Source organism: Microbacterium pseudoresistens (genome assembly GCF_013409745.1).
In the GTDB taxonomy this organism is placed as follows: Bacteria; Actinomycetota; Actinomycetes; order Actinomycetales; family Microbacteriaceae; genus Microbacterium; species Microbacterium pseudoresistens.
Window position 1 is genome coordinate 1,808,384 of the sequence record NZ_JACCBH010000001.1, and the last position, 18,244, is coordinate 1,826,627.

Sequence of the window (18,244 nt, forward strand, 5' to 3'; positions counted from 1 at the left end):
GGCGCGTCTTCGCGGACGCGCCTGCGACACCGTCGCGCGATTCGCGCTCTGCGGAGCCGTCGCTATCGCGCTCATGGCCACAACCGCCAATCCCATCCCCTGAACACGAAGGAGAACACACATCATGGCCAAGACCCGCATCATCCTCGACACCGACATCGGCACGTACTACGACGACGCGGTAGCCGTCATGTTCGCTGCACAGAGTCCGGAGCTCCAGGTCGAGGGCGTCACCGTCTGCTACGGAGACACGCACCTGCGTGCCCAGATCGCCGCGAAGGTGCTCGAAGTGTGCGAGCGCCCCGACATCCCCGTCTTCAAGGGCATCGGCGTGCCCATGCGCGACGAGGCTCTCATGTTCGGCTTCGAGGGCGACGGCATCCTCGAACCCGGCGAGGAGCCCGCGTACGACGAGCGTCACGCGGTCGACTTCATGATCGAGACGATCATGAACAATCCCGGTGAGATCACGGTCGTCACCCTGGGCACCGTCTCGAACATCGCGCACGCGATCATCAAAGAGCCCAAGGTCGTCGACAACATCAAGGAACTCATCATGATGGCGGGCGTGATCGTCCCCATCGTGGACGAGAAGGGTGTGCGCCGCTCGCCGGTGGAGGAGTACAACTTCAACAACGACAAGATCGCCGCCGAGCTGGTCATGAACTCGAAGATGCCGATGACGCTGATCCCTATCGACGTCACTCTCGGTGCGCCGCTCCTCGACGAGGATCTCGAACGCATCCGTCAGTCGGACAGCCCGATCGCGAAGCTGACCACGCGGATCTTCGACCTGTGGCCTCCGCAGGAGAAGCTCATATACACGGCCGTGGGCATTCCGACCGAGCACACGGCGCTCTGGCTGCACGACCCGCTCACCGTCATGCACGCGTTCAACCGCGAGCTGATGACCACCTACCCGCTGCACATCAAGACGGAGTACAACCTCTCGCCGATCGAGCGGGAGATGTACATCCACAATGGCAACGGGCGGCAGGAGATGCTGCGCACGAACCCGAAGAAACTGCCGGCGAACATGGACGTCGCACTCGAAGTCGATGGCAGAGCGGTGAGCAAGCTCTTCGCCGACCGGCTCGCGGCCCCCAACGGTCTCGGCCTGGCCTGACGGATTCTGTAGGTCGGTGCGTGGAGTGGCCGGGACTCGAGGGTCTCGTCCACTCCACTGCATGCGGTATCCATCGACACCGACTGGGTGCGCTACACGGCGACTCGCCCATGTTCCTGCCGTTGATGGCGCACCTGCGGATCGCCCGGGACATCGGCCGGCCCCAAACCCGACCGGACGGGGTGCGGGCGACAAGGCGTATTCGTCTCGGGCGATCCGCGGGCACCTGCGCTCCCGCAGGATCAAGGCCGTGATTCCCGAGCCCGACGACCAGAAGGGCCACCGCAAGCAGCGCGGATCACGCGGCGGCAGGCCCGTCGGGCTCGATGTCGCCGACTACAAGAACCGCAACGTGATCGAACGCCGGTTCTGCCACGTCATGCGGTGGCGTGGCCTCGCAACCCCATACGACAAACACGCCATCGTCTACCGCGTCGCGGTCCTCATCCACGCCGCCATCGCGTGAACCCAGCAATTATCAGACACCCCTAGCCGACGGAGCGTGCGGGGAGCCGGGCGCCGAGCAGCGAGCGCGGCAGCACGAGCGCGCCCACGCGGTCGCGCGTGCTCGTGCTCGCGCGAAGATCGGCGAGGATGCGCCGGGTCGCCCTCGCGAGTTCGTCGCCGTCGGCGGGGAGCGCGGGGTGCCCGGATGACTGACCGGGCGCGTAGCTCGCGTGCTCGACGGCGCCGACGAGCACGGCGACCGCATCCGGATCGACCCCGCGGTCGGCGGTGAGCCGCGCGCCGCGCATCCGCGGGGAGTCAGCAGCCGACGCGGGCAGACCGAGATCGCGCAGCGTGTCGGCGACCTCGCGCCATGCGGGCAGCGCATCCCCGTCGCGGATGCGCGAGAACCGCACGGCGCGTACGACCGCACGGATCGCGGCGGGCAGGAGCAGCGCGGCGAGGATGCCGAGCACGGTCCACAGCACGGGCGACGGGTCGAGCGGGCGCAACACGGGCGCGTCTCCACCGCCGGCCGCCTCGTCGCGGTCGAGGCCGTCGCCCGGATCGGGCGCGGCGCTGGGCGCGGTGCCCGGGTCGGTTCCCGGGGAGGGGACGTCCGTGCCGTCGCCGGCGCCCGACTCGAACCGGGTCGCCACCCCGCGCGTCGCCGTCGGTTCGAACGGGATCCAGCCGAGCCCCTCGAAGTACACCTCGGGCCAGGCGTGCAGCTGGTCGCTGGTCACCTGGTACACGGGTTCGCCCTGTTGCTGGTCGGTGGGCGTGCCGGGCAGGTAGCCGACGACGATGCGGGCGGGCATGCCGAGCGAACGCGCCATGAGGGCGAAGGCCCCGGCGAAGTGCACGCAGTACCCCTGGCGCACCTCGAGGAACCGCGCCACGGCATCCACGCCCGTGCCGTCGAATCCCTCGGAGACCGGGGTCTCGAGCGAATAGCGGAACCCCGCGCGGAACCAGGTCTGCAGCGAGATGAGCCGGTCGTAGTCGGTCGGTTGCGCCCCGGCGATCTCGGCGGCGGCCTCGGCGATCGACGCGGGCATGTCGACGGGCAGCTCGCGCAGCTCGCCGACGGCGGCGGCTCCCGAGGCGGTGGATGCGCGGATCTGCTCGAGCGTGGGCGCCGCGGTGCTCGTCTCGACGGTGTAGTTCTGGTTCTGCGCATCGGCGTTTGAGGCGACGACGGTGCGGTTGTCGGCCATCGCCAGCCAGACGCCCTCCAGCCCGCGGACCTCGGTCGCCTGATACGGCAGAGGAAGGAAGTCGCCGCTCACCCCGGTGATGCGGATGCTCGTGCGATGCTCGTCGACGGCCGCGCCGGGGACGGAGACGTCGCCGAGACCCTCGCTCAGCGCATCCGTGCGCGAACGGTCGGCGTGCCACACCTCGCCGTCGAACATCGACAGCGTGGCGATGCGCAGGTACGGCGCGCGGTCGTCGTCGGTGATGAGCGTCAGCGCGGCGGTGGGTGCGGGGCGGCGCAGGTCTTCGCCGAGGCGCAGGGTGGGGTTCAGCGCCGTGCTCGCACCGAGCGAGAATCCGGTGGCCGACACCGGAAGCACGGGGGCGACGAGGAGGCTCAGCGCGACAGCCGCCGCACCGATGGTCGCGGCGGTACCCCAGCGCGGGGGAGCATCGCTCACCGCGTCGGTGCGCGGCGAGGTGTCTTCCGCATCCGCACGTGCGGCATCGACGCGGAAGACATCCACGCGAACGACGAGGAGCAGCAGCAGGGTGACCGCCAGCGCGAGGAACCACGGGATATCGACGCCGCCGCCGACAGCGACCGACGGTACGACGCCGACCCCGGTGACGACGACGACGGCCACGAGCGGCAGCCGGGCGCCGATGAGGGCGTCGAGCACGATGGCCGTCACTCCCGCGCCCAGGGCGATGGCGACGGTCACCCCGTGCGTCGCTGCGAGCGGCGCCGCACCGAGGGCGACCTCTTCGCCCGCCTGCGCGAGCGCGTCGCCGACGCCCTGCACCACGGCGGGAGAGGGCAGCAGATTCCATAGCCCCTCGTCGCGGAACCCGAGCACGGTGACGGCGATCGCCAGAGCGACGAGCTGGGCGACGGCGACGGCCGCGATCATCGGCACCCGCGCCACGACGCGCGTGCGCAGCACGAGCCGCACGATCACCCCGACGACGAGTACGACTGCGGCGGTGGCCACGGCGTGCGCGCTCCAGCGCCCTGGTGCGATCACCGTCGTGAGCGGCCAGATCGCCACGGCGGTGCCGAGGGCGGCCATCAGCGCCGCCCCGACCGGTCCCGCCCGGCCGGGGCGGCGCAGCACGGGCATCGCATAGGCGCCCTGACCGGGGCGTGCCGTCGCGCCCGCCGGAGCCTCGCCGCCCCCGCCGGAGCTCATGACGCGACCTCCGGATCGGCATCCTGATCCCGGCTGGATGCGGATGCGGGAGCGGACGACGGTGCCGGCGAGGAGGACACAGCCTCGGCCCAGCTGGCGGCGATGTCGTCGCCGAGCCGGCTCGCCGACCAGCCCTGTGCTCTGGCCGCGGCCAGCGCGTCGGGGGAAGGATCGGTGGGCAGCAGCACCGGGGTTCCCGCTCCGCGGTGCGCGAGGGCCGCGGCGTCGTCGGCGCCGATCGCGCCCGTGATCACGACCAGCGGACCGATCAGGTGTCCGTCGGATGCCGCGGTCATCCGCTCGTCGCGCTCGCCCGAGCGCGGGGCGGTCGCCGCGAGCGCGACGAGCAGCGCATCCCGATCGTCCTCCAGACCCCGCAGCCGGCCGATCAGGGCGTTGGTCGCATCCACGACGTCGACCCCGTAGCCGTGCTCCGACAGGTGCAGCGCGAGCGAGGCGCAGGCGGAGACGGCGCGCTCGAACACGGGATCCGCCTCGCCGTGCGCCGCCGCGGCAGACGACGAGCGCGGCCACCGGACCCCCGCCCGGTCGAGCACGATGATCGCGTCGGGGCTCGACTCCTGCTCCTCCTGGCGCACCATGAGGTCGCCCCGGTGGGCCGTCGCGCGCCAGTGCACGCGGCGCATCGAGTCTCCCGTCACGTAGCGTCGCGGGGCGAGATTGTCAGCGCCCTGCCCGATCCGGCTCGACGAGGTCTGGGCCGTTCCCGCGGCGGCCCCCGCACGATCCGCGAACGGGCCGATCGCGACGACCTCGGGCACCACGGTGATCCGTCGGACCTCGCCGAACTTCTGGCGGCGGCGCACGAGGGCGAACGGGTCGCCGGTGGTGAGGGCGAGGGGGCCCAGCGCCCAGAGCCCTCGTCGCACGCCGCGGATGTCGTACGACAACTCGATCGGGATGCCCTCCGGCCCGCGCTCGCGGCGGCCCGAACCGGCCGGGGGGAAGCGTCCGGAGGCGTCGGCGGCGACCGCCGCGGGCAGTGCATCCTCCCAGCGGCCCACGGGCGGCCCGAACGCCGAGCGGAGCCCGAAGCGCACGAGCACGTGCGACTCCTCGCCCACGGTGAGCAGGTCGGTCGCGATCGTGCGGGTCACCGTGCCCTCACGGCGGGGCAGGTGCACGAGGAGCGCGGCGAGCACGACGAGCAGCACGAGCAGCACGCCGAGATACAGCAGCACCGGCGCCCCGAACACGTTCGCCGCGATCATGCCGACGGTGCCCAGCGTCAGGGCCCCCGCGCCGCGCGCAGTCAGGGGACGGTGCCGCACGGCCGCGGGGCCGTGCGACCTCGTCTCGGAGCCGCGTCGCATCGGTGCGGTCTACCGGCCGGCGCCCACCGGCACCGGGATGCGCTCGACGATGCGTGTCAGGGCGGACTCGATCGGGCGCGCCCCCGCACGGTGCGCACCGCGGGCGGGGATGAGGCGGTGGGCGAAGACAGCGGGCAGCAGCGCCGAGAGGTCGTCGGGGACGACGTACTCGCGCCCGTCGAGGGCGGCGGTGACCTTCGCCGCGCGCACGAGCTGCAGTGTCGCGCGCGGGCTCGCTCCCAGGTGCAGGTTCGGATCCGACCGCGTCGCCTGGGCCAGCGCGACCGCGTATTCCTCCACCGCCGGAGCCACGTGCACGGCGCGCGCCCACGCGATCAGCGCACGCACGTCATCCGCCTCGAGCACGGGGCGGATGGCCGAGAGCGGGTTGACCGTGTCGCGCTGGCGCAGCATCATCGCCTCCGCGGCGGCATCCGGATAACCCATCGAGATGCGCATCATGAAGCGGTCGCGCTGGGCCTCGGGCAGCGCGTAGGTGCCCTCCATCTCCAGTGGGTTCTGCGTGGCGACCACGAGGAACGGATCCGGCAGCGCCCGGCTGCGTCCGTCGACGGTGACCTGGCCCTCCTCCATCGCCTCGAGCAGCGCCGACTGCGTCTTGGGGGAGGAACGGTTGATCTCGTCGGCGATGACGATGTGCGCGAAGACGGCGCCCGGCTTGAACTCGAACTCGCGCTCGACGGGGTTGTAGACGCTCACCCCGGTGATGTCGCCCGGCAGCAGATCGGGTGTGAACTGGATGCGCCGGACGGTGGCGTCGATGCTCACGGCGAGGGCGCGCGCGAGCATCGTCTTGCCCACGCCGGGAACGTCTTCGATGAGCAGGTGGCCCTCGGCGAGCAGGCAGATCAGCGCGCTGCGCAACGCAGCGTCCTTGCCGTCGATGACTTCGGCCACCGACGACAGCACGGCCGCGGTCTTCGTCTCGAACGTCTCCGCGTCCATCGCGGGCGGGGCGGACTCCATGCGATCCCTTCTCGCGTCTCGTGCGGGCGCATGCGCCCCGATGCGTTCTGCGATCCTAACCCGCGAGGACCAGGATGCGGCGGGGAGTGCTCTCGGGCGCGAGCGCATCCGCTCTGCGAGGATGAGGGGGTGTCTGATCAGCGATCATCGTCAACGCCGCGGCTCGGCAGGTTCGCCGCCCCGGTGATCCTGCTCGCGCTGATGTGGGCGATCCAGTTCGCCGACGCGGTCCTGCCCGGATCGTTCACCGGCTTCGGACTGAGGTCGTGGGACGTCGCGGGGCTGCCCGGCATCGTCATCGGACCGCTGCTGCACGCGAGCTGGGCGCATCTGATCGGCAACTCGGTGCCGTTCCTCGTGCTCGGATGCCTGGTGGCCGCCGACGGGGCCGGCCGGTTCTGGGCGGTCACGGCGGCCTCGGCGCTGGTCGGCGGGGCGGGAACCTGGCTCGTGAACGCCCCTGGCGCGGTCACCGTCGGCGCATCCGGGCTCGTGTTCGGATACTTCGGCTATGTCGTGGCGCGCGTGTTCGTGCCTGGCCGCGTCGCGCATCGGATCGGATACGCCGCGATCGCCCTCGTCGTGATCGTGCTGTACGGCGGATCGATGCTCGCCGGCGTCGTCGGCGTGCGCGAGGGCGTGTCGTGGCAGGCACACCTGTTCGGCGCCCTCGGCGGCGCGCTCGCCGCCCTCGTGCTCGGCCGCAGCAGGGCGCGCAAGGCCCTGCCGAGCGCCCTGTAGACTGATTCCCGGCCCTCCGCGTGACGACATCCAGGCCAACTCCCCCAGGGCGGAAACGCAGCAAGGGTAACCGGGCTCTGCCGGGTGCGCGGAGGGTCTTCTCGTCCCTTCCGGGCCTCCGCCGCATCCGCTGTCCTGTGACCGGGAGGCCGCCCGGGCCGGTTAGGGTCGCGGCATGAGCCTCGATCGCTTCACCGAGACCGACGGGCGCGCGCGGGTGCTCATCCGCACGCTCATCGTCGTGATCATCCTCGCGATCGCTGCGCTCGTCCTCGTCGGCACCCGGGTCTTCGGGCTCGCCGGTGCGGCGGATCCCGTCGGGCCGGGGGAGGGCTCAGAGGCGACGGTTGGCGCCTCTCCCACGCCGACGCCCTGGGCCACACCCGATGCGGAGTCGTTCTCACTCGTCGAACAGACCGAGCTCGACGACATCCTCACCGACCCCGCCGCGCACGTCGGCGAGTACGTCATCGTCTACGCCGAGGTGCTGCAGGCCGCCGACTTCGACTCGACCTCGATACCGGGAACGGTCGCCTACCTCGTGTCGTTGAGCGCCGAGCAGCCGCGCGACAACATCGAGTTCGCCGTGACCGAGGCCATTCTGCTCGCCTCCGCCGACCTGCCGACGCCCATCGCGACGGGCGATCTGCTGCGCGCCCGCGTCACCGTCCCGCCGCCCGACGAGGCGCCGGTGTCGGTGTACCGGGAGGCCGGACTCGCATACCCCGAGCTGCGGATGCTCGGGGCGGAGCAGGCCGAGTACCGCGATCTCGCCCTCGACGTGACGGTGGGCGAGGTCGACTGGGACGGCGAGCTGCCCGTGCTGCCCGTGAGCGTGCGCAACAGTGCGGCGCGTCCGATGACGTACGCGATCGATCTCATGGCCGTGATGCCCGACGGCAGCGAAGCGGCGGCATCGACGGCGTGGACGGAGGAGATCGCACCAGGCGAGACCGGATCGGCCGACGTCACGCTCTACGGCACCGTGCCCGACGGCGTGCTGTTCCGCGTCGATTCCGTCGATCGCTACGAGCGGTAGACCGCGCGCCGCCGTCGCGTCGGCATCCGCTCCCCTGCGCGACTTCTGCGGGCGCAGGACGGGCACTACGCTGGCCTGATGGCCTCGCTCGACCTGCCCGATCTGCGCCGCGCGAAGGGCGTGCTGTTCGACCTCGACGGCGTGCTCACGCCCACCGCCGACGTGCACATGCGCGCATGGCAGGCGGTCTTCGACGACGAGTTCGCCGCGCGCGGGATCACTCCGGTCTACACGGATGACGACTACTACGCCTACGTCGACGGCAAGAAGCGCTACGACGGCGTCGCGAGCCTCATGCGCAGCCGTGGCGTCGAACTGCCGTGGGGGAGTGTCGACGACCCGCCCGAGGCCGGCACGGTGTGCGGCATCGGCAACCGCAAGAACGCCGCGTTCGCACAGGCGCTGCGTCGCGACGGGATCGCGCCGTACCCGGGATCTGCTGCTCTCGTCGACCTGCTGCGCGCCGAGGGCGTGCCGATGGGGGTCGTGTCGAGCTCGAAGAACGCCGAGGAGGTCCTGGCCACCGCAGGTCTGCGCGCGTCGTTCCTCACCGTCGTCGACGGCGCCCTCGCGGAGCGGGTGGGACTGGCGTCCAAGCCCGCCGCCGACTTCTTCCTCGCCGGTGTCGAGGGCCTCGGCGTCGAGCCCGCCGACTGCATCGCCGTGGAAGACGCCACCTCGGGCGTCGCCTCGGCGGCCGCCGCGGGCTGCGGCATCGTCATCGGCGTCGATCGCGGCGCCGGCGCCGAGGCGCTGCGCGCGCACGGCGCGACCCACGTCGTCGCCGACCTGTCCGACCTCCTGCCCTGATCGCTGTGTGCATCCCGACCATCCCGACCGTCCTCGCCGACCGATTCCCGTCCGACCTTTCCGTTCGTCCTGGAGAACCCGCATGATCGACCGCGACGTCTTCCCCGTCGACCCCTGGCAGCTCGTCGAGACACGCTTCCCGCATGAGGAGCCTGGTGTGCCCGAGACGCTGTTCGCCCTCGGCAACGGCTACCTCGGTCTGCGCGGCAACCACATCGAAGGCCGCGACGCCCACGAGCACAGCACGTTCATCAACGGCCTGCACGAGACGTGGCGCATCCGCCACCCCGAGCAGGCGTACGGCTTCGCCGAGGTGGGCCAGACCATCGTGAACGCCCCCGACGCCAAGGTCATGCGGGTGTACGTCGACGACGAGCCGCTGAACTTCGACGAGGCGGATGTGCGCGAGTACCGCCGTGCGCTCGACTTCCGCACCGGGGTGCTCCGTCGGGAGCTGCTCTGGGTCACGCCGTCGGGCAAGCGCGTGCGCATGAACGACGAGCGGATGGTCTCGTTCGACGAGCGTCATCTCGCCGTGCTGCGACTCGAGGTGACGATCGAGAACGCCGACGCGCCGGTGACGATCTCCTGCCAGCTGCTCAACCGCCAGGACGGTGAGGACGTGTACGGCGGTGTGCCGTCGATGACGGCGACGGCGGGCAAGGCCGGTTTCGATCCGCGCAAGGCCGAGCGGATCTCGGAGCGCGTGCTCGAACCCGCCGAGTACTGGCAGGACGACCTGCGCTCGGCGCTGTCGTACCGCGTGGCCGATTCGGGGATGACGCTGGCCGTCGTCGCCGATCACATCATGGAGACCGAGAACGAGTTCACGGCGCGCCGCCTCATCGAGCCCGACATCGCCAAGAACGTCTTCCGCGTGCAGGCCAAGGCAGGCGTACCCACCCGCGTCACCAAGCTCGTGAGCTACCACAGCTCGCGCGGGGTGCCGCCCCGCGAGCTCGTGGACCGCTGCCGCCGCACCCTCGACCGCGTCGCGTTCGAGGGTGTTCAGGAGCAGTTCGGCAAGCAGGAGCGCTGGCTGCGCGGCTTCTGGGAGCGGTCGGATGTGACCATCGCCGCGCACGACGACCTGCAGCAGGCCACGCGCTGGTGCCTGTTCCAGCTCGCCCAGGCCGCCGCGCGGGCCGACGGCGCCGGGGTGCCGGCCAAGGGCGTCTCCGGATCGGGATACAGCGGACACTACTTCTGGGACACCGAGGTGTACGTGCTGCCGTTCCTCACGTACACCTCGCCGCAGTGGGCCCGCAACGCCCTGCGTGCCCGCGTGCTCATGCTGCCGGCCGCCCGCGCCCGCGCCCGCATGCTCAGCGAAGAGGGGGCGCTGTTCCCGTGGCGCACGATCAACGGCGAAGAGGCATCGGCCTACTACGCCGCGGGCACCGCGCAGTACCACATCAACGCCGACATCAGCTTCGCGCTCGGCAAGTACGTGCGGGCCACGGGCGATGACGAGTTCATGCTCCACGAGGGCGTCGACGTCGCCGTGGAGACGGCGCGGATGTGGACGACGCTCGGGTTCTGGCGCACCGGCGGGGATGCCGAGACGTTCCACATCCATGGCGTCACGGGGCCCGACGAGTACACGACGGTGGTCGACGACAACCTCTTCACCAACGTCATGGCCCGTTACAACCTGCGCTTCGCCGCGCGGGTCGTCGGCGAGATGGCCGAGTCCGCGCCCCATGAGTACGCCGCCATGGTCGAGCGCCTTCACCTGCAGCCCGGCGAGACCGACGGCTGGGAGCGCGCCGCCGAGGCGATGTACATCCCGTTCAGCCCGTCGCTGGGTATCCATCCGCAGGACTCGCAGTTCCTCGAGTGCGAGGTCTGGGACCTGGCGAGCACGCCGCCCGAGCATCGTCCGCTGCTGCTGCACTTCCATCCGCTGGTCATCTACCGCTTCCAGGTGCTCAAGCAGGCCGACGTCGTGCTCGCGCTGTTCCTGCAGGGCAATCACTTCACCCAGGCCGAGAAGCTCGCCGACTTCGAGTACTACGACCCGCTGACCACCGGGGACTCGACACTGTCGGCCGTGGTGCAGTCGATCCTCGCCGCCGAGGTGGGCTATCAGGATCTCGCGCACGAGTACTTCGCACAGGCGCTGTTCGTCGATCTCGCCGACTTGCACCGCAACGCCTCCGACGGCGTGCATGTCGCGTCGGCCGGCGGGGTGTGGAGCATGCTCGTGAGCGGCTTCGGCGGCATGCGCGACTACGACGGCGGACTCAGCTTCGATCCGCGGCTGCCGGCGGACTGGCCCGAGCTGTCGTATCCGCTGCGCTGGTTCGGCTCGCAGCTGCGGGTCACGCTCACGCGGAGCGAGCTGTGCGTGGAGATCGTCGCGGGCGACCCGGTCGACTTCACGGTGCGCGGGGAGAAGCACCGTGCGTCGGCGGACGCCCCCGCCCGCGTCACCCTGCCGGATCAGGGGCCGGTGATCGCCGGGAGGCCGGAGCTGGGTGCCACCGCGCGCCGCGAGGACGGCACGCTGCTGTCGGCCTCGGTCCCCAGCACCTCGGCCATCCCGATCGTCACCCCGTTCCTGCCGATGGAAGCGCCCGATGCCTGAGCGACGAGGCGGCCCCGCCGCGATGTCGGCGCCACGGCATAGGCTGGTGCGGTGACCACAGCCCTGTACCGCCGCTACCGGCCCGAGACGTTCGCGGAGATGATCGGGCAGACCCAGGTCACCGATCCGCTGATGACGGCGCTGCGCGGTGACCGGGTGGGCCACGCCTATCTGTTCTCGGGCCCGCGCGGCTGCGGCAAGACGACGTCGGCGCGCATCCTCGCCCGTTGCCTGAACTGCGCCGAGGGCCCGACCGATACGCCGTGCGGCACGTGCCCGAGCTGCGTCGAGCTGTCGCGCGCAGGCGGCGGCTCGCTCGACGTCGTCGAGATCGACGCCGCCAGCCACAACGGCGTCGACGATGCGCGCGATCTGCGCGAGCGCGCGACGTTCGCGCCCAGCCGCGACCGCTACAAGATCTTCATCCTCGACGAGGCGCACATGGTGACCCCGCAGGGGTTCAATGCGCTGCTCAAGCTCGTGGAGGAGCCGCCGCCGCACGTGAAGTTCATCTTCGCGACCACCGAGCCCGAGAAGGTGCTCGGCACCATCCGCTCACGCACCCATCACTATCCGTTCCGGCTTGTGCCTCCGGCCGCGATGCTGGAGTACGTCGAGAAGCTGTGCGGCGAAGAGGGGGTGAGCGTCGAGCAGGGCGTGCTGCCGCTCGTCGTGCGGGCCGGCGGCGGATCGCCCCGAGACACCCTCTCGCTGCTCGATCAGCTCATCGCCGGATCCGACGCCTCCGAGTCGGGGGCGGTGGAGGTGCGCTACGAGCGCGCCGTCGCCCTGCTCGGGTACACGCATGCGGCGCTGCTCGACGAGATCGTCGACGCGCTCGCCGCGGGTGATGCGGCGGCCGTCTTCCCGGCCGTCGACCGCGTCGTGCAGACCGGGCAGGATCCGCGGCGCTTCACCGACGATCTGCTCGAGCGGCTGCGCGACCTGATCCTCATCGCCGCGGTCGGCGACGACGCGGCGGCCGTGCTGCGCGGCGTGCCCGCCGACGAGCTCGCGACGATGCGCGCGCAGGCGGCGGCCTACGGATCCGAGCGGCTCTCGCGCACGGCCGATATCGTCAGCGCCGCGCTGGACGAGATGAGCGGCGCCACCTCGCCGCGTCTGCAGCTGGAGCTGATGGTGGCGAGGGTGCTCACCGCATCCTCGGCGGGGGCGACCGCGGCTGATCCTGTTGCTGCACCCGCTCCCGCTGCACCCGCTCCCGTTGCTCCTGCTCCCGCGTCGGCGTCGTCGCAGAACTCGATGCCTGCTCCGGCTCAGGCGACCGCGCCCGAGCCTGCGGCGCAAGAAGCGGCGTCCACGCAGGCATCGCCTGACCTCGTCGCGGACGCGCCGTCGGGACCGGTCGACTTCGATCGTCTGCGCGAGGCCTGGCCCGCCGTGCTCACCGCGCTGGAGGGTATCAGCCGATCCTCCTGGATCGTGGTGACGACGGTGCAGCCGCTCGCCTTCGACGCCGACTCTGACGTGCTCACCCTGGGCTTCGCGGGGCCGAGCGATGTCGCCCGGTTCAAGGGCACGACCCCGGGCAACGGCGTCTCCGACCACCTGCGCACCGCCATCGAGCGCACCGTCGGCGTTCGAGTGAAGTTCCTGCCCGCACCGCTGCCGGCCTCCGCCGCGCGACCGCGGTCGGAAGCGGATGCGGGTTCCGGCTCGGGCGCGGGTGATGCCGCATCGGATGCTCCGGCATCCGACCCCGACCCGGCCACGTCTTCTGTCACGGCCCCGTCTTCTGGCACGTCCTCCCCTTCTGGCACGCCCTCGTCTTCTGTGACGGAGTGGGCGGTCGCGTCGATTCCCCGTGCGGGCACCGAGACGGGCACCGAGGCCGAGGGAAGCACGCCGACTGCAGCGGCCGCTCCGCGCACTCCGCCGGCGCAGCTGGCCGTCGACGAGGAGCCGGCCGAGGTCGAGGCGACGCCCGCATCGGGCTGGTATGAGCCTGCGCACGACGGGGACGTGCTCGAACCGTCGCCGTCGTATCCCGAGGACGACGAGGAGTTCGTCACGCCGCCCGACGATGCCTATCCCGGCGCCGCCGAGCCCGCCGCGAAGGCGTCTGCCGCCGCCTCGGTCCCGAGCGTCACCGCACGGGCGCCGCGTGGGGGAGCGCAGCGATACGGCGAAGCCGTTGTCCGCCAGGTGCTCGGCGCCACATTCGTGCGTGAAGAGCCCTACGAGCCACCCACGAGGTTCTCCTGATGTACGACGGCATCGTCCAAGAGCTGATCGACGAGTTCGGCCGCCTTCCCGGCATCGGACCGAAGTCGGCGCAGCGCATCGCGTTCCACATCCTGCAGACGCCGTCCTTCGACGTCGCCCGCCTGGCGGAGCTGCTCACCGGCATCCGTGAGCGGGTGCGCTTCTGCGAGCAGTGCGGCAACGTGTCCGAGCAGGACCGCTGTGCGATCTGCCGCGATCCGCGGCGCAACCCCGCACTGATCTGCGTCGTGGAAGACGCCAAGGACGTCGCTGCGATCGAGCGCACGCGTGAGTTCCGCGGGCTCTACCATGTTCTCGGCGGCGCCATCAGCCCGATCGCGGGCATCGGGCCCGACGATCTGCGGATCGCTCAGCTCATGACGCGTCTGGCCGACGGCACCGTGCAGGAGGTGATCCTCGCCACGAACCCCAACCTCGAGGGCGAGGCGACGGCCAGCTATCTGAGCCGGCTTCTCGTGAGCATGCAGATCACCGTGTCGCGGCTGGCCTCGGGGCTGCCGGTGGGCGGCGACCTCGAGTACGCCGACGAGGTCACCCTCGGTCGGGCATTCGAGGGCCGGCGCGTGCTGTGAGCCACGGGGCCGGGATCAGCCGGCGCGGATGGCTGCTGCTGGCCGCGATGTCGGTGCTCTGGGGCGTGCCTTACCTGTTCATCCGCATCGCCGTGGACTCGTACTCGCCGCCGGCGATCGTCGCGGGCCGCACCCTCCTCGCTGCCGTGCTGCTACTGCCGTTCGCGCTGCGACGAGGAGCCCTGCGTGCGGCGTGGCGGCACTGGCCGTGGGTGCTGGCGTTCGGCCTCGTCGAGATGGGTGGCCCGTTCCTGCTGCTGGGGCATGCCGAGCAGTCGCTGCCCTCGGGCCCGACCGGGCTGCTCGTGGCGACCGTTCCCCTGTTCGCCGCACTCATCGCGCTGACGGGCGGCGATCGCACTGTGCTGCAGCCGGCGCGCATCGCGGGGCTCGTCATCGGCTTCCTCGGCGTGGCGGCCGTCGTCGCCGGCCCGGGGCTGTTCGGCGGTGAGATCAACTTCGTCGCGGTCGGCGAGGTCCTGCTGGTGGCGGTGCTCTACTCGATCGCGCCGTTCATCGTGGCGCGCAAGCTCGGCGATGTGCCGTCGATGGGCACGGTCACCCTGGCGATGCTGTTCATCGGCACGTTGTACCTCCCGATCGCTCTGGCGACTCAGCACGAGGTGCCCACGCCCACGGCGACGGTCGCGGTCGTCGTGCTCGGCGTCGTGTGCACCGCCGTCGCCTTTCTCGTCTTCTTCGCCCTCATCCGCGAGGTGGGGCCGGTGCGCGCCCCGCTGTTCACCTACGTCAATCCCGTCGTCGCGCTGCTTCTCGGCGCACTCGTGCTCGCCGAGCCGCTCTCGCCGGGGCTCGCCATCGGGTTTCCGCTCATCGTCGTCGGGTGCTGGTTCGCCGGCACCGGCGGGCGCATCCGTCGCTCCGACGCCGAAGACCTCACGCCCGTCGACGAGTCGGTCGCCGCGGCCTCGGTGGGTGCCACGGGAGAGGCGTGCGCGGCGACCGCGATCGTCGAGCCCGAGGCGGTCACAGGAACCGTGCGGATCGCCGATCCCGGCACGGATGCGCCTCCGACGGCCGACGACTGATCTCGCGAAGTCGTCAGGGCACGGGCGAACCTGCGTCAGGTGAACATGACGCGGGGTGGGGGTGTGTCGGTGTAGTTGTGTCCGGTTGGTGTTGTCCATTGGATGGTTCCGCCGGGGAGTTGTTTCGCGGTCCATCGCCATCGGTCGTCGTGGTCGGGGTGTTTGAGGGCGTGGTGTGCGGGGCAGAGGTGTGCGAGGTTTCGTAGGTCGGTGGGTCCGCCTTTGGCGTGGTCGTGGTTGTGGTCGAGGTGGCAGCGTCGGGCGGGGGTGCGGCATCCGGGGAACCGGCAGTGTCTGTCTCTTGCTCACAGGTATCGTTTCATGTCGTTGGTGGGGGTGTATCGGTCGACTCGGGTGACCATTCCGGTCTGGTCGAGGAAGAGTCTGGACCATGAGGTGGCGTGTCCGGCGAGGCGTCGGGCGATGTCGGGGTGGAGGGGTCCGTGTCCGTCGAGTTCGGCGGGCTTGTCGTCGAGCCCGGCGAGGGTGGTCGCGGCGATCGTGACCTGCACGGTGGCGTGAACCCCGTCGAGCCCGGCGTCGGTGGTGATGGTGGTGGTGCCGGTGAGGAGCAGGTCGGCGGCGATGTCGGCACGGATCTCGTCCAGAGTCCGGTCGTCGACCGTGGGGGTCTCGTCCTGGCCGGACAGGAGCTGGTCGTCGATGTCGTCGTCGGATCTATCCGCATTGTCGCGGATGCCGCGGGCCGCGTTGTCGCGAATCCCGCGGGCTGTCGCAGACACCCGGTCCATGATCCCGTGGGCCTGCACGGAGGGAAGGATGAGTGTCAGGATCGATAGTCCGTCTTCAAGGTCGGATACCGACACGGAGCGTCGCCTGCGTGCCCGTTCATGCCGTTCGACGACGGTTTCGGGTGCGACCGCTGCGGCGACGGATTTCGCGAACGCTTCGGTGCGGGCGGCGGTCTCTTCCGTCGCGTAGGGCATGACCTGCGCCTCGAATGCCGCGATCGCCTCGACGTTCTCGCGGGGGATGGGGGCTGCTGCTGCGGTGATCACCGTCGCGTGGCGGAATGAGATCTCGCCTGCGGCCAGTGCGTCGCGGGTGGCGGGGAAGCGGTCGTAGATCACCCACGACGTCGCCAGCATCCGCATGGCTGCGCCGCGTGTCACATGCAGCGCCGCGGAGATCTCGCAATCCATGGACCGTTCAGCCTGCTCGAACCCGTGCCGCCCGGGCGGGATCTCATCCAGCAGCAACACGACTCGCTCGGCCAACAGCTCCGCCCGCTGTGCTTCGAGTCGGGCGATCTCGGTGCTGATGGCCCCGCACTCCTCGGCGATCTCCCGTGAGCGGGAGAGGTAGTCACCGGGCGTCGTTCCCATGACCCAATACTAGTACAAAAGTACGAAACAAAGAACGTGCAGATCAAGGAAAGGGGAACAAAAACACGGTATTCGCCGACCGTCGGACACATGGCCCGAGGGGTATGCGCGTCACTCGTAGACTATGCGCAGCGCCGAATCCGGTGCAGACATCCCCGGGAGTGATACGTGGCCCTCATCGTGCAGAAGTACGGCGGCTCATCCGTCGCCGATGCAGAAGGCATCAAGCGGGTCGCCAAGCGCGTCATCGACACCCGCCGCGCGGGGCACGATGTCGTCGTCGCGGTGAGCGCCATGGGCGATACGACCGATGAACTGCTCGAACTCGCCGGCGAGATCACTCCGATCCCCGCGCCGCGCGAGATGGACATGCTGCTCTCCAGCGGCGAGCGCATCTCGATGGCGCTGCTGGCCATGGCCATCCACTCGATGGGATTCGATGCCCGCTCGTTCACGGGCCCGCAGGCCGGAATGCGCACCGACAGCCGTTACGGTGCCGCGCGCATCGTCGAGGTCACCCCCGATCGGCTGCGCGAGGCGCTCGACGAGGGCGCCATCGTCATCGTCGCGGGCTTCCAGGGGATCAACGACGACACGCAGGACATCACGACGCTGGGGCGCGGCGGATCGGACACCACCGCGGTCGCGCTCGCCGCGGCACTCGACGCCGATGTGTGCGAGATCTACAGCGACGTGGAGGGCATCTTCACCGCCGATCCGCGGGTGATCCCGCTGGCCCGCAAGCTCGATCGGGTCAGCAGCGAAGAGATGCTGGAGCTCGCCGCCAACGGCGCGAAGGTGCTCTACATCCGCGCCGTCGAGTATGCGCGCCGTCACGGCGTGCTCATCCACGCACGGTCCACGTTCACGTCGAACGAGGGCACCTACGTTCTGGGCGAGGGGATGGCAGATCCCCGCGGCACCGAGGGAGAAGACATGGAAGAGCCGATCGTCGCCGGGGTCACGACCGACCTCAGCCAGGCCAAGATCACCGTCGCGGGCGTGCCCGACGTGCCCGGCAAGGCCGCCGAGATCTTCAAGACGGTCGCCAAGGCGGGCGCCAACGTCGACATGATCGTGCAGAACGCCGCCTCGACGGGCCGCACCGACATCTCGTTCACCGTGCCGAAGTCCGACGCCGCGGTGGTGCTGAAGGCGCTGGGCGCCGAGCAGGAGACGCTGTCGTTCGAAGGACTCGTGCACGACGACCAGATCGGCAAGCTGTCGGTCGTGGGTGCGGGGATGCGCACGCACTCCGGCGTCTCGGCGATCCTGTTCGAGGCATTGTCGGCCGCGGGCATCAACATCGAGATGATCTCCACCTCCGAGGTGCGCATCTCGGTCGTGCTCCGTGGCGACGAGCTCATCGACGCGGCCCGCAAGGTGCACACCGCCTACGGACTCGACGGCGATATCGAGGCCGTCGTCGCCGCCGGCACCGGACGCTGATCCGCGGGCGTCTTCCCCTCGCGGATGCCCGGGCGCGGGATCGGCTAGAATCGCCGGAACCCTGTCATCGGCGTCAGGAGCGGCCCGCCCGCCCGGCGACCGCGCCCTGCCGTC

At 70.6% G+C, this 18,244-nt stretch carries 13 protein-coding genes, 1 other RNA gene and 1 pseudogene; 11 read left to right on the forward strand and 4 right to left on the reverse strand.

Features of this window, described 5'->3' with window-relative positions; genetic code table 11:
• The first annotated feature begins 124 nt into the window (after window positions 1-124).
• Window positions 125-1,126 carry a nucleoside hydrolase gene (locus tag BKA02_RS08985; protein ID WP_179433272.1) on the forward strand — a complete coding sequence of 334 codons (1,002 nt, stop codon included), beginning with the start codon at window positions 125-127 and terminating at the stop codon, window positions 1,124-1,126.
• A pseudogene (locus tag BKA02_RS08990) lies at window positions 1,099-1,592 on the forward strand (transposase); the annotation flags it as partial. The gene BKA02_RS08985 and the pseudogene BKA02_RS08990, both read left to right, overlap by 28 nt.
• A 22-nt stretch (window positions 1,593-1,614) precedes the next feature.
• Here the strand turns inward: BKA02_RS08990 and BKA02_RS08995 are convergent.
• From BKA02_RS08995 to BKA02_RS09005, 3 genes are read right to left on the reverse strand one after another with little or no spacing between them, the layout of a single operon-like run.
• On the reverse strand, window positions 1,615-3,966 hold the full coding sequence (locus tag BKA02_RS08995; protein WP_179433276.1) for a transglutaminase TgpA family protein: 2,352 nt from the start codon (window positions 3,964-3,966) through the stop codon (window positions 1,615-1,617).
• Entirely contained in the window at window positions 3,963-5,300 is a 1,338-nt protein-coding gene (locus tag BKA02_RS09000; protein ID WP_179433278.1) for a DUF58 domain-containing protein, read from the reverse strand. The genes BKA02_RS08995 and BKA02_RS09000 overlap by 4 nt, the downstream gene beginning before the upstream one ends.
• 9 nt (window positions 5,301-5,309) lie before the next feature.
• Window positions 5,310-6,287, reverse strand: a complete 978-nt coding sequence (locus BKA02_RS09005) for an AAA family ATPase (protein ID WP_179433280.1) — start codon at window positions 6,285-6,287, stop codon at window positions 5,310-5,312.
• Window positions 6,288-6,416: 129 nt separating this feature from the next.
• On the opposite strand from BKA02_RS09005, the gene BKA02_RS09010 reads away from it, so the two are divergent.
• The 8 genes from BKA02_RS09010 to BKA02_RS09045 all read left to right on the forward strand — a co-directional run bounded on the left by BKA02_RS09010 (window position 6,417) and on the right by BKA02_RS09045 (window position 15,335).
• Entirely contained in the window at window positions 6,417-7,028 is a 612-nt protein-coding gene (locus BKA02_RS09010; RefSeq protein ID WP_343045382.1) for a rhomboid family intramembrane serine protease, read from the forward strand.
• 7 nt (window positions 7,029-7,035) lie between these two features.
• Window positions 7,036-7,132, forward strand: an RNA gene (gene ffs / locus BKA02_RS09015) — signal recognition particle sRNA small type.
• A 71-nt stretch (window positions 7,133-7,203) separates the two neighbouring features.
• Window positions 7,204-8,067, forward strand: coding sequence for a hypothetical protein (locus tag BKA02_RS09020; RefSeq protein ID WP_179433284.1), 864 nt, complete (start codon window positions 7,204-7,206; stop codon window positions 8,065-8,067).
• Between the two features lie 78 nt (window positions 8,068-8,145).
• Window positions 8,146-8,877 carry an HAD family hydrolase gene (locus BKA02_RS09025; protein WP_179433286.1) on the forward strand — a complete coding sequence of 244 codons (732 nt, stop codon included), beginning with the start codon at window positions 8,146-8,148 and terminating at the stop codon, window positions 8,875-8,877.
• Between the two features lie 82 nt (window positions 8,878-8,959).
• Window positions 8,960-11,467: a glycoside hydrolase family 65 protein gene (locus BKA02_RS09030; protein ID WP_179433288.1), complete on the forward strand. Its 2,508-nt coding sequence runs from the start codon at window positions 8,960-8,962 to the stop codon at window positions 11,465-11,467.
• 51 nt (window positions 11,468-11,518) lie between these two features.
• Window positions 11,519-13,693 carry a DNA polymerase III subunit gamma and tau gene (locus BKA02_RS09035; RefSeq protein ID WP_179433290.1) on the forward strand — a complete coding sequence of 725 codons (2,175 nt, stop codon included), beginning with the start codon at window positions 11,519-11,521 and terminating at the stop codon, window positions 13,691-13,693.
• Entirely contained in the window at window positions 13,693-14,286 is a 594-nt protein-coding gene (gene recR / locus BKA02_RS09040; protein WP_179433292.1) for a recombination mediator RecR, read from the forward strand. The genes BKA02_RS09035 and recR overlap by 1 nt, the downstream gene beginning before the upstream one ends.
• On the forward strand, window positions 14,283-15,335 hold the full coding sequence (locus BKA02_RS09045; protein WP_179433294.1) for an EamA family transporter: 1,053 nt from the start codon (window positions 14,283-14,285) through the stop codon (window positions 15,333-15,335). The genes recR and BKA02_RS09045 overlap by 4 nt, the downstream gene beginning before the upstream one ends.
• Window positions 15,336-15,640: 305 nt before the next feature.
• Here BKA02_RS09045 and BKA02_RS09050 read toward each other — a convergent pair whose 3' ends face one another.
• Window positions 15,641-16,681, reverse strand: coding sequence for a DUF222 domain-containing protein (locus tag BKA02_RS09050; RefSeq protein WP_179431688.1), 1,041 nt, complete (start codon window positions 16,679-16,681; stop codon window positions 15,641-15,643).
• 168 nt (window positions 16,682-16,849) lie between these two features.
• Here BKA02_RS09050 and BKA02_RS09055 point away from each other — a divergent pair, with 168 nt between their 5' ends.
• Window positions 16,850-18,130, forward strand: a complete 1,281-nt coding sequence (locus tag BKA02_RS09055) for an aspartate kinase (RefSeq protein ID WP_179433296.1) — start codon at window positions 16,850-16,852, stop codon at window positions 18,128-18,130.
• Window positions 18,131-18,244: the final 114 nt, after the last annotated feature.

Coding starts and splice junctions, on each gene's coding strand:
- BKA02_RS08985 (WP_179433272.1), top strand. CDS start 125: ATGGCCAAGACCCGCATCATCCTCGACACCGACATCGGCACGTACTAC.
- BKA02_RS08995 (WP_179433276.1), bottom strand. CDS start 3,966: ATGAGCTCCGGCGGGGGCGGCGAGGCTCCGGCGGGCGCGACGGCACGC.
- BKA02_RS09000 (WP_179433278.1), bottom strand. CDS start 5,300: ATGCGACGCGGCTCCGAGACGAGGTCGCACGGCCCCGCGGCCGTGCGG.
- BKA02_RS09005 (WP_179433280.1), bottom strand. CDS start 6,287: ATGGAGTCCGCCCCGCCCGCGATGGACGCGGAGACGTTCGAGACGAAG.
- BKA02_RS09020 (WP_179433284.1), top strand. CDS start 7,204: ATGAGCCTCGATCGCTTCACCGAGACCGACGGGCGCGCGCGGGTGCTC.
- BKA02_RS09025 (WP_179433286.1), top strand. CDS start 8,146: ATGGCCTCGCTCGACCTGCCCGATCTGCGCCGCGCGAAGGGCGTGCTG.
- BKA02_RS09030 (WP_179433288.1), top strand. CDS start 8,960: ATGATCGACCGCGACGTCTTCCCCGTCGACCCCTGGCAGCTCGTCGAG.
- recR (WP_179433292.1), top strand. CDS start 13,693: ATGTACGACGGCATCGTCCAAGAGCTGATCGACGAGTTCGGCCGCCTT.
- BKA02_RS09050 (WP_179431688.1), bottom strand. CDS start 16,681: ATGGGAACGACGCCCGGTGACTACCTCTCCCGCTCACGGGAGATCGCC.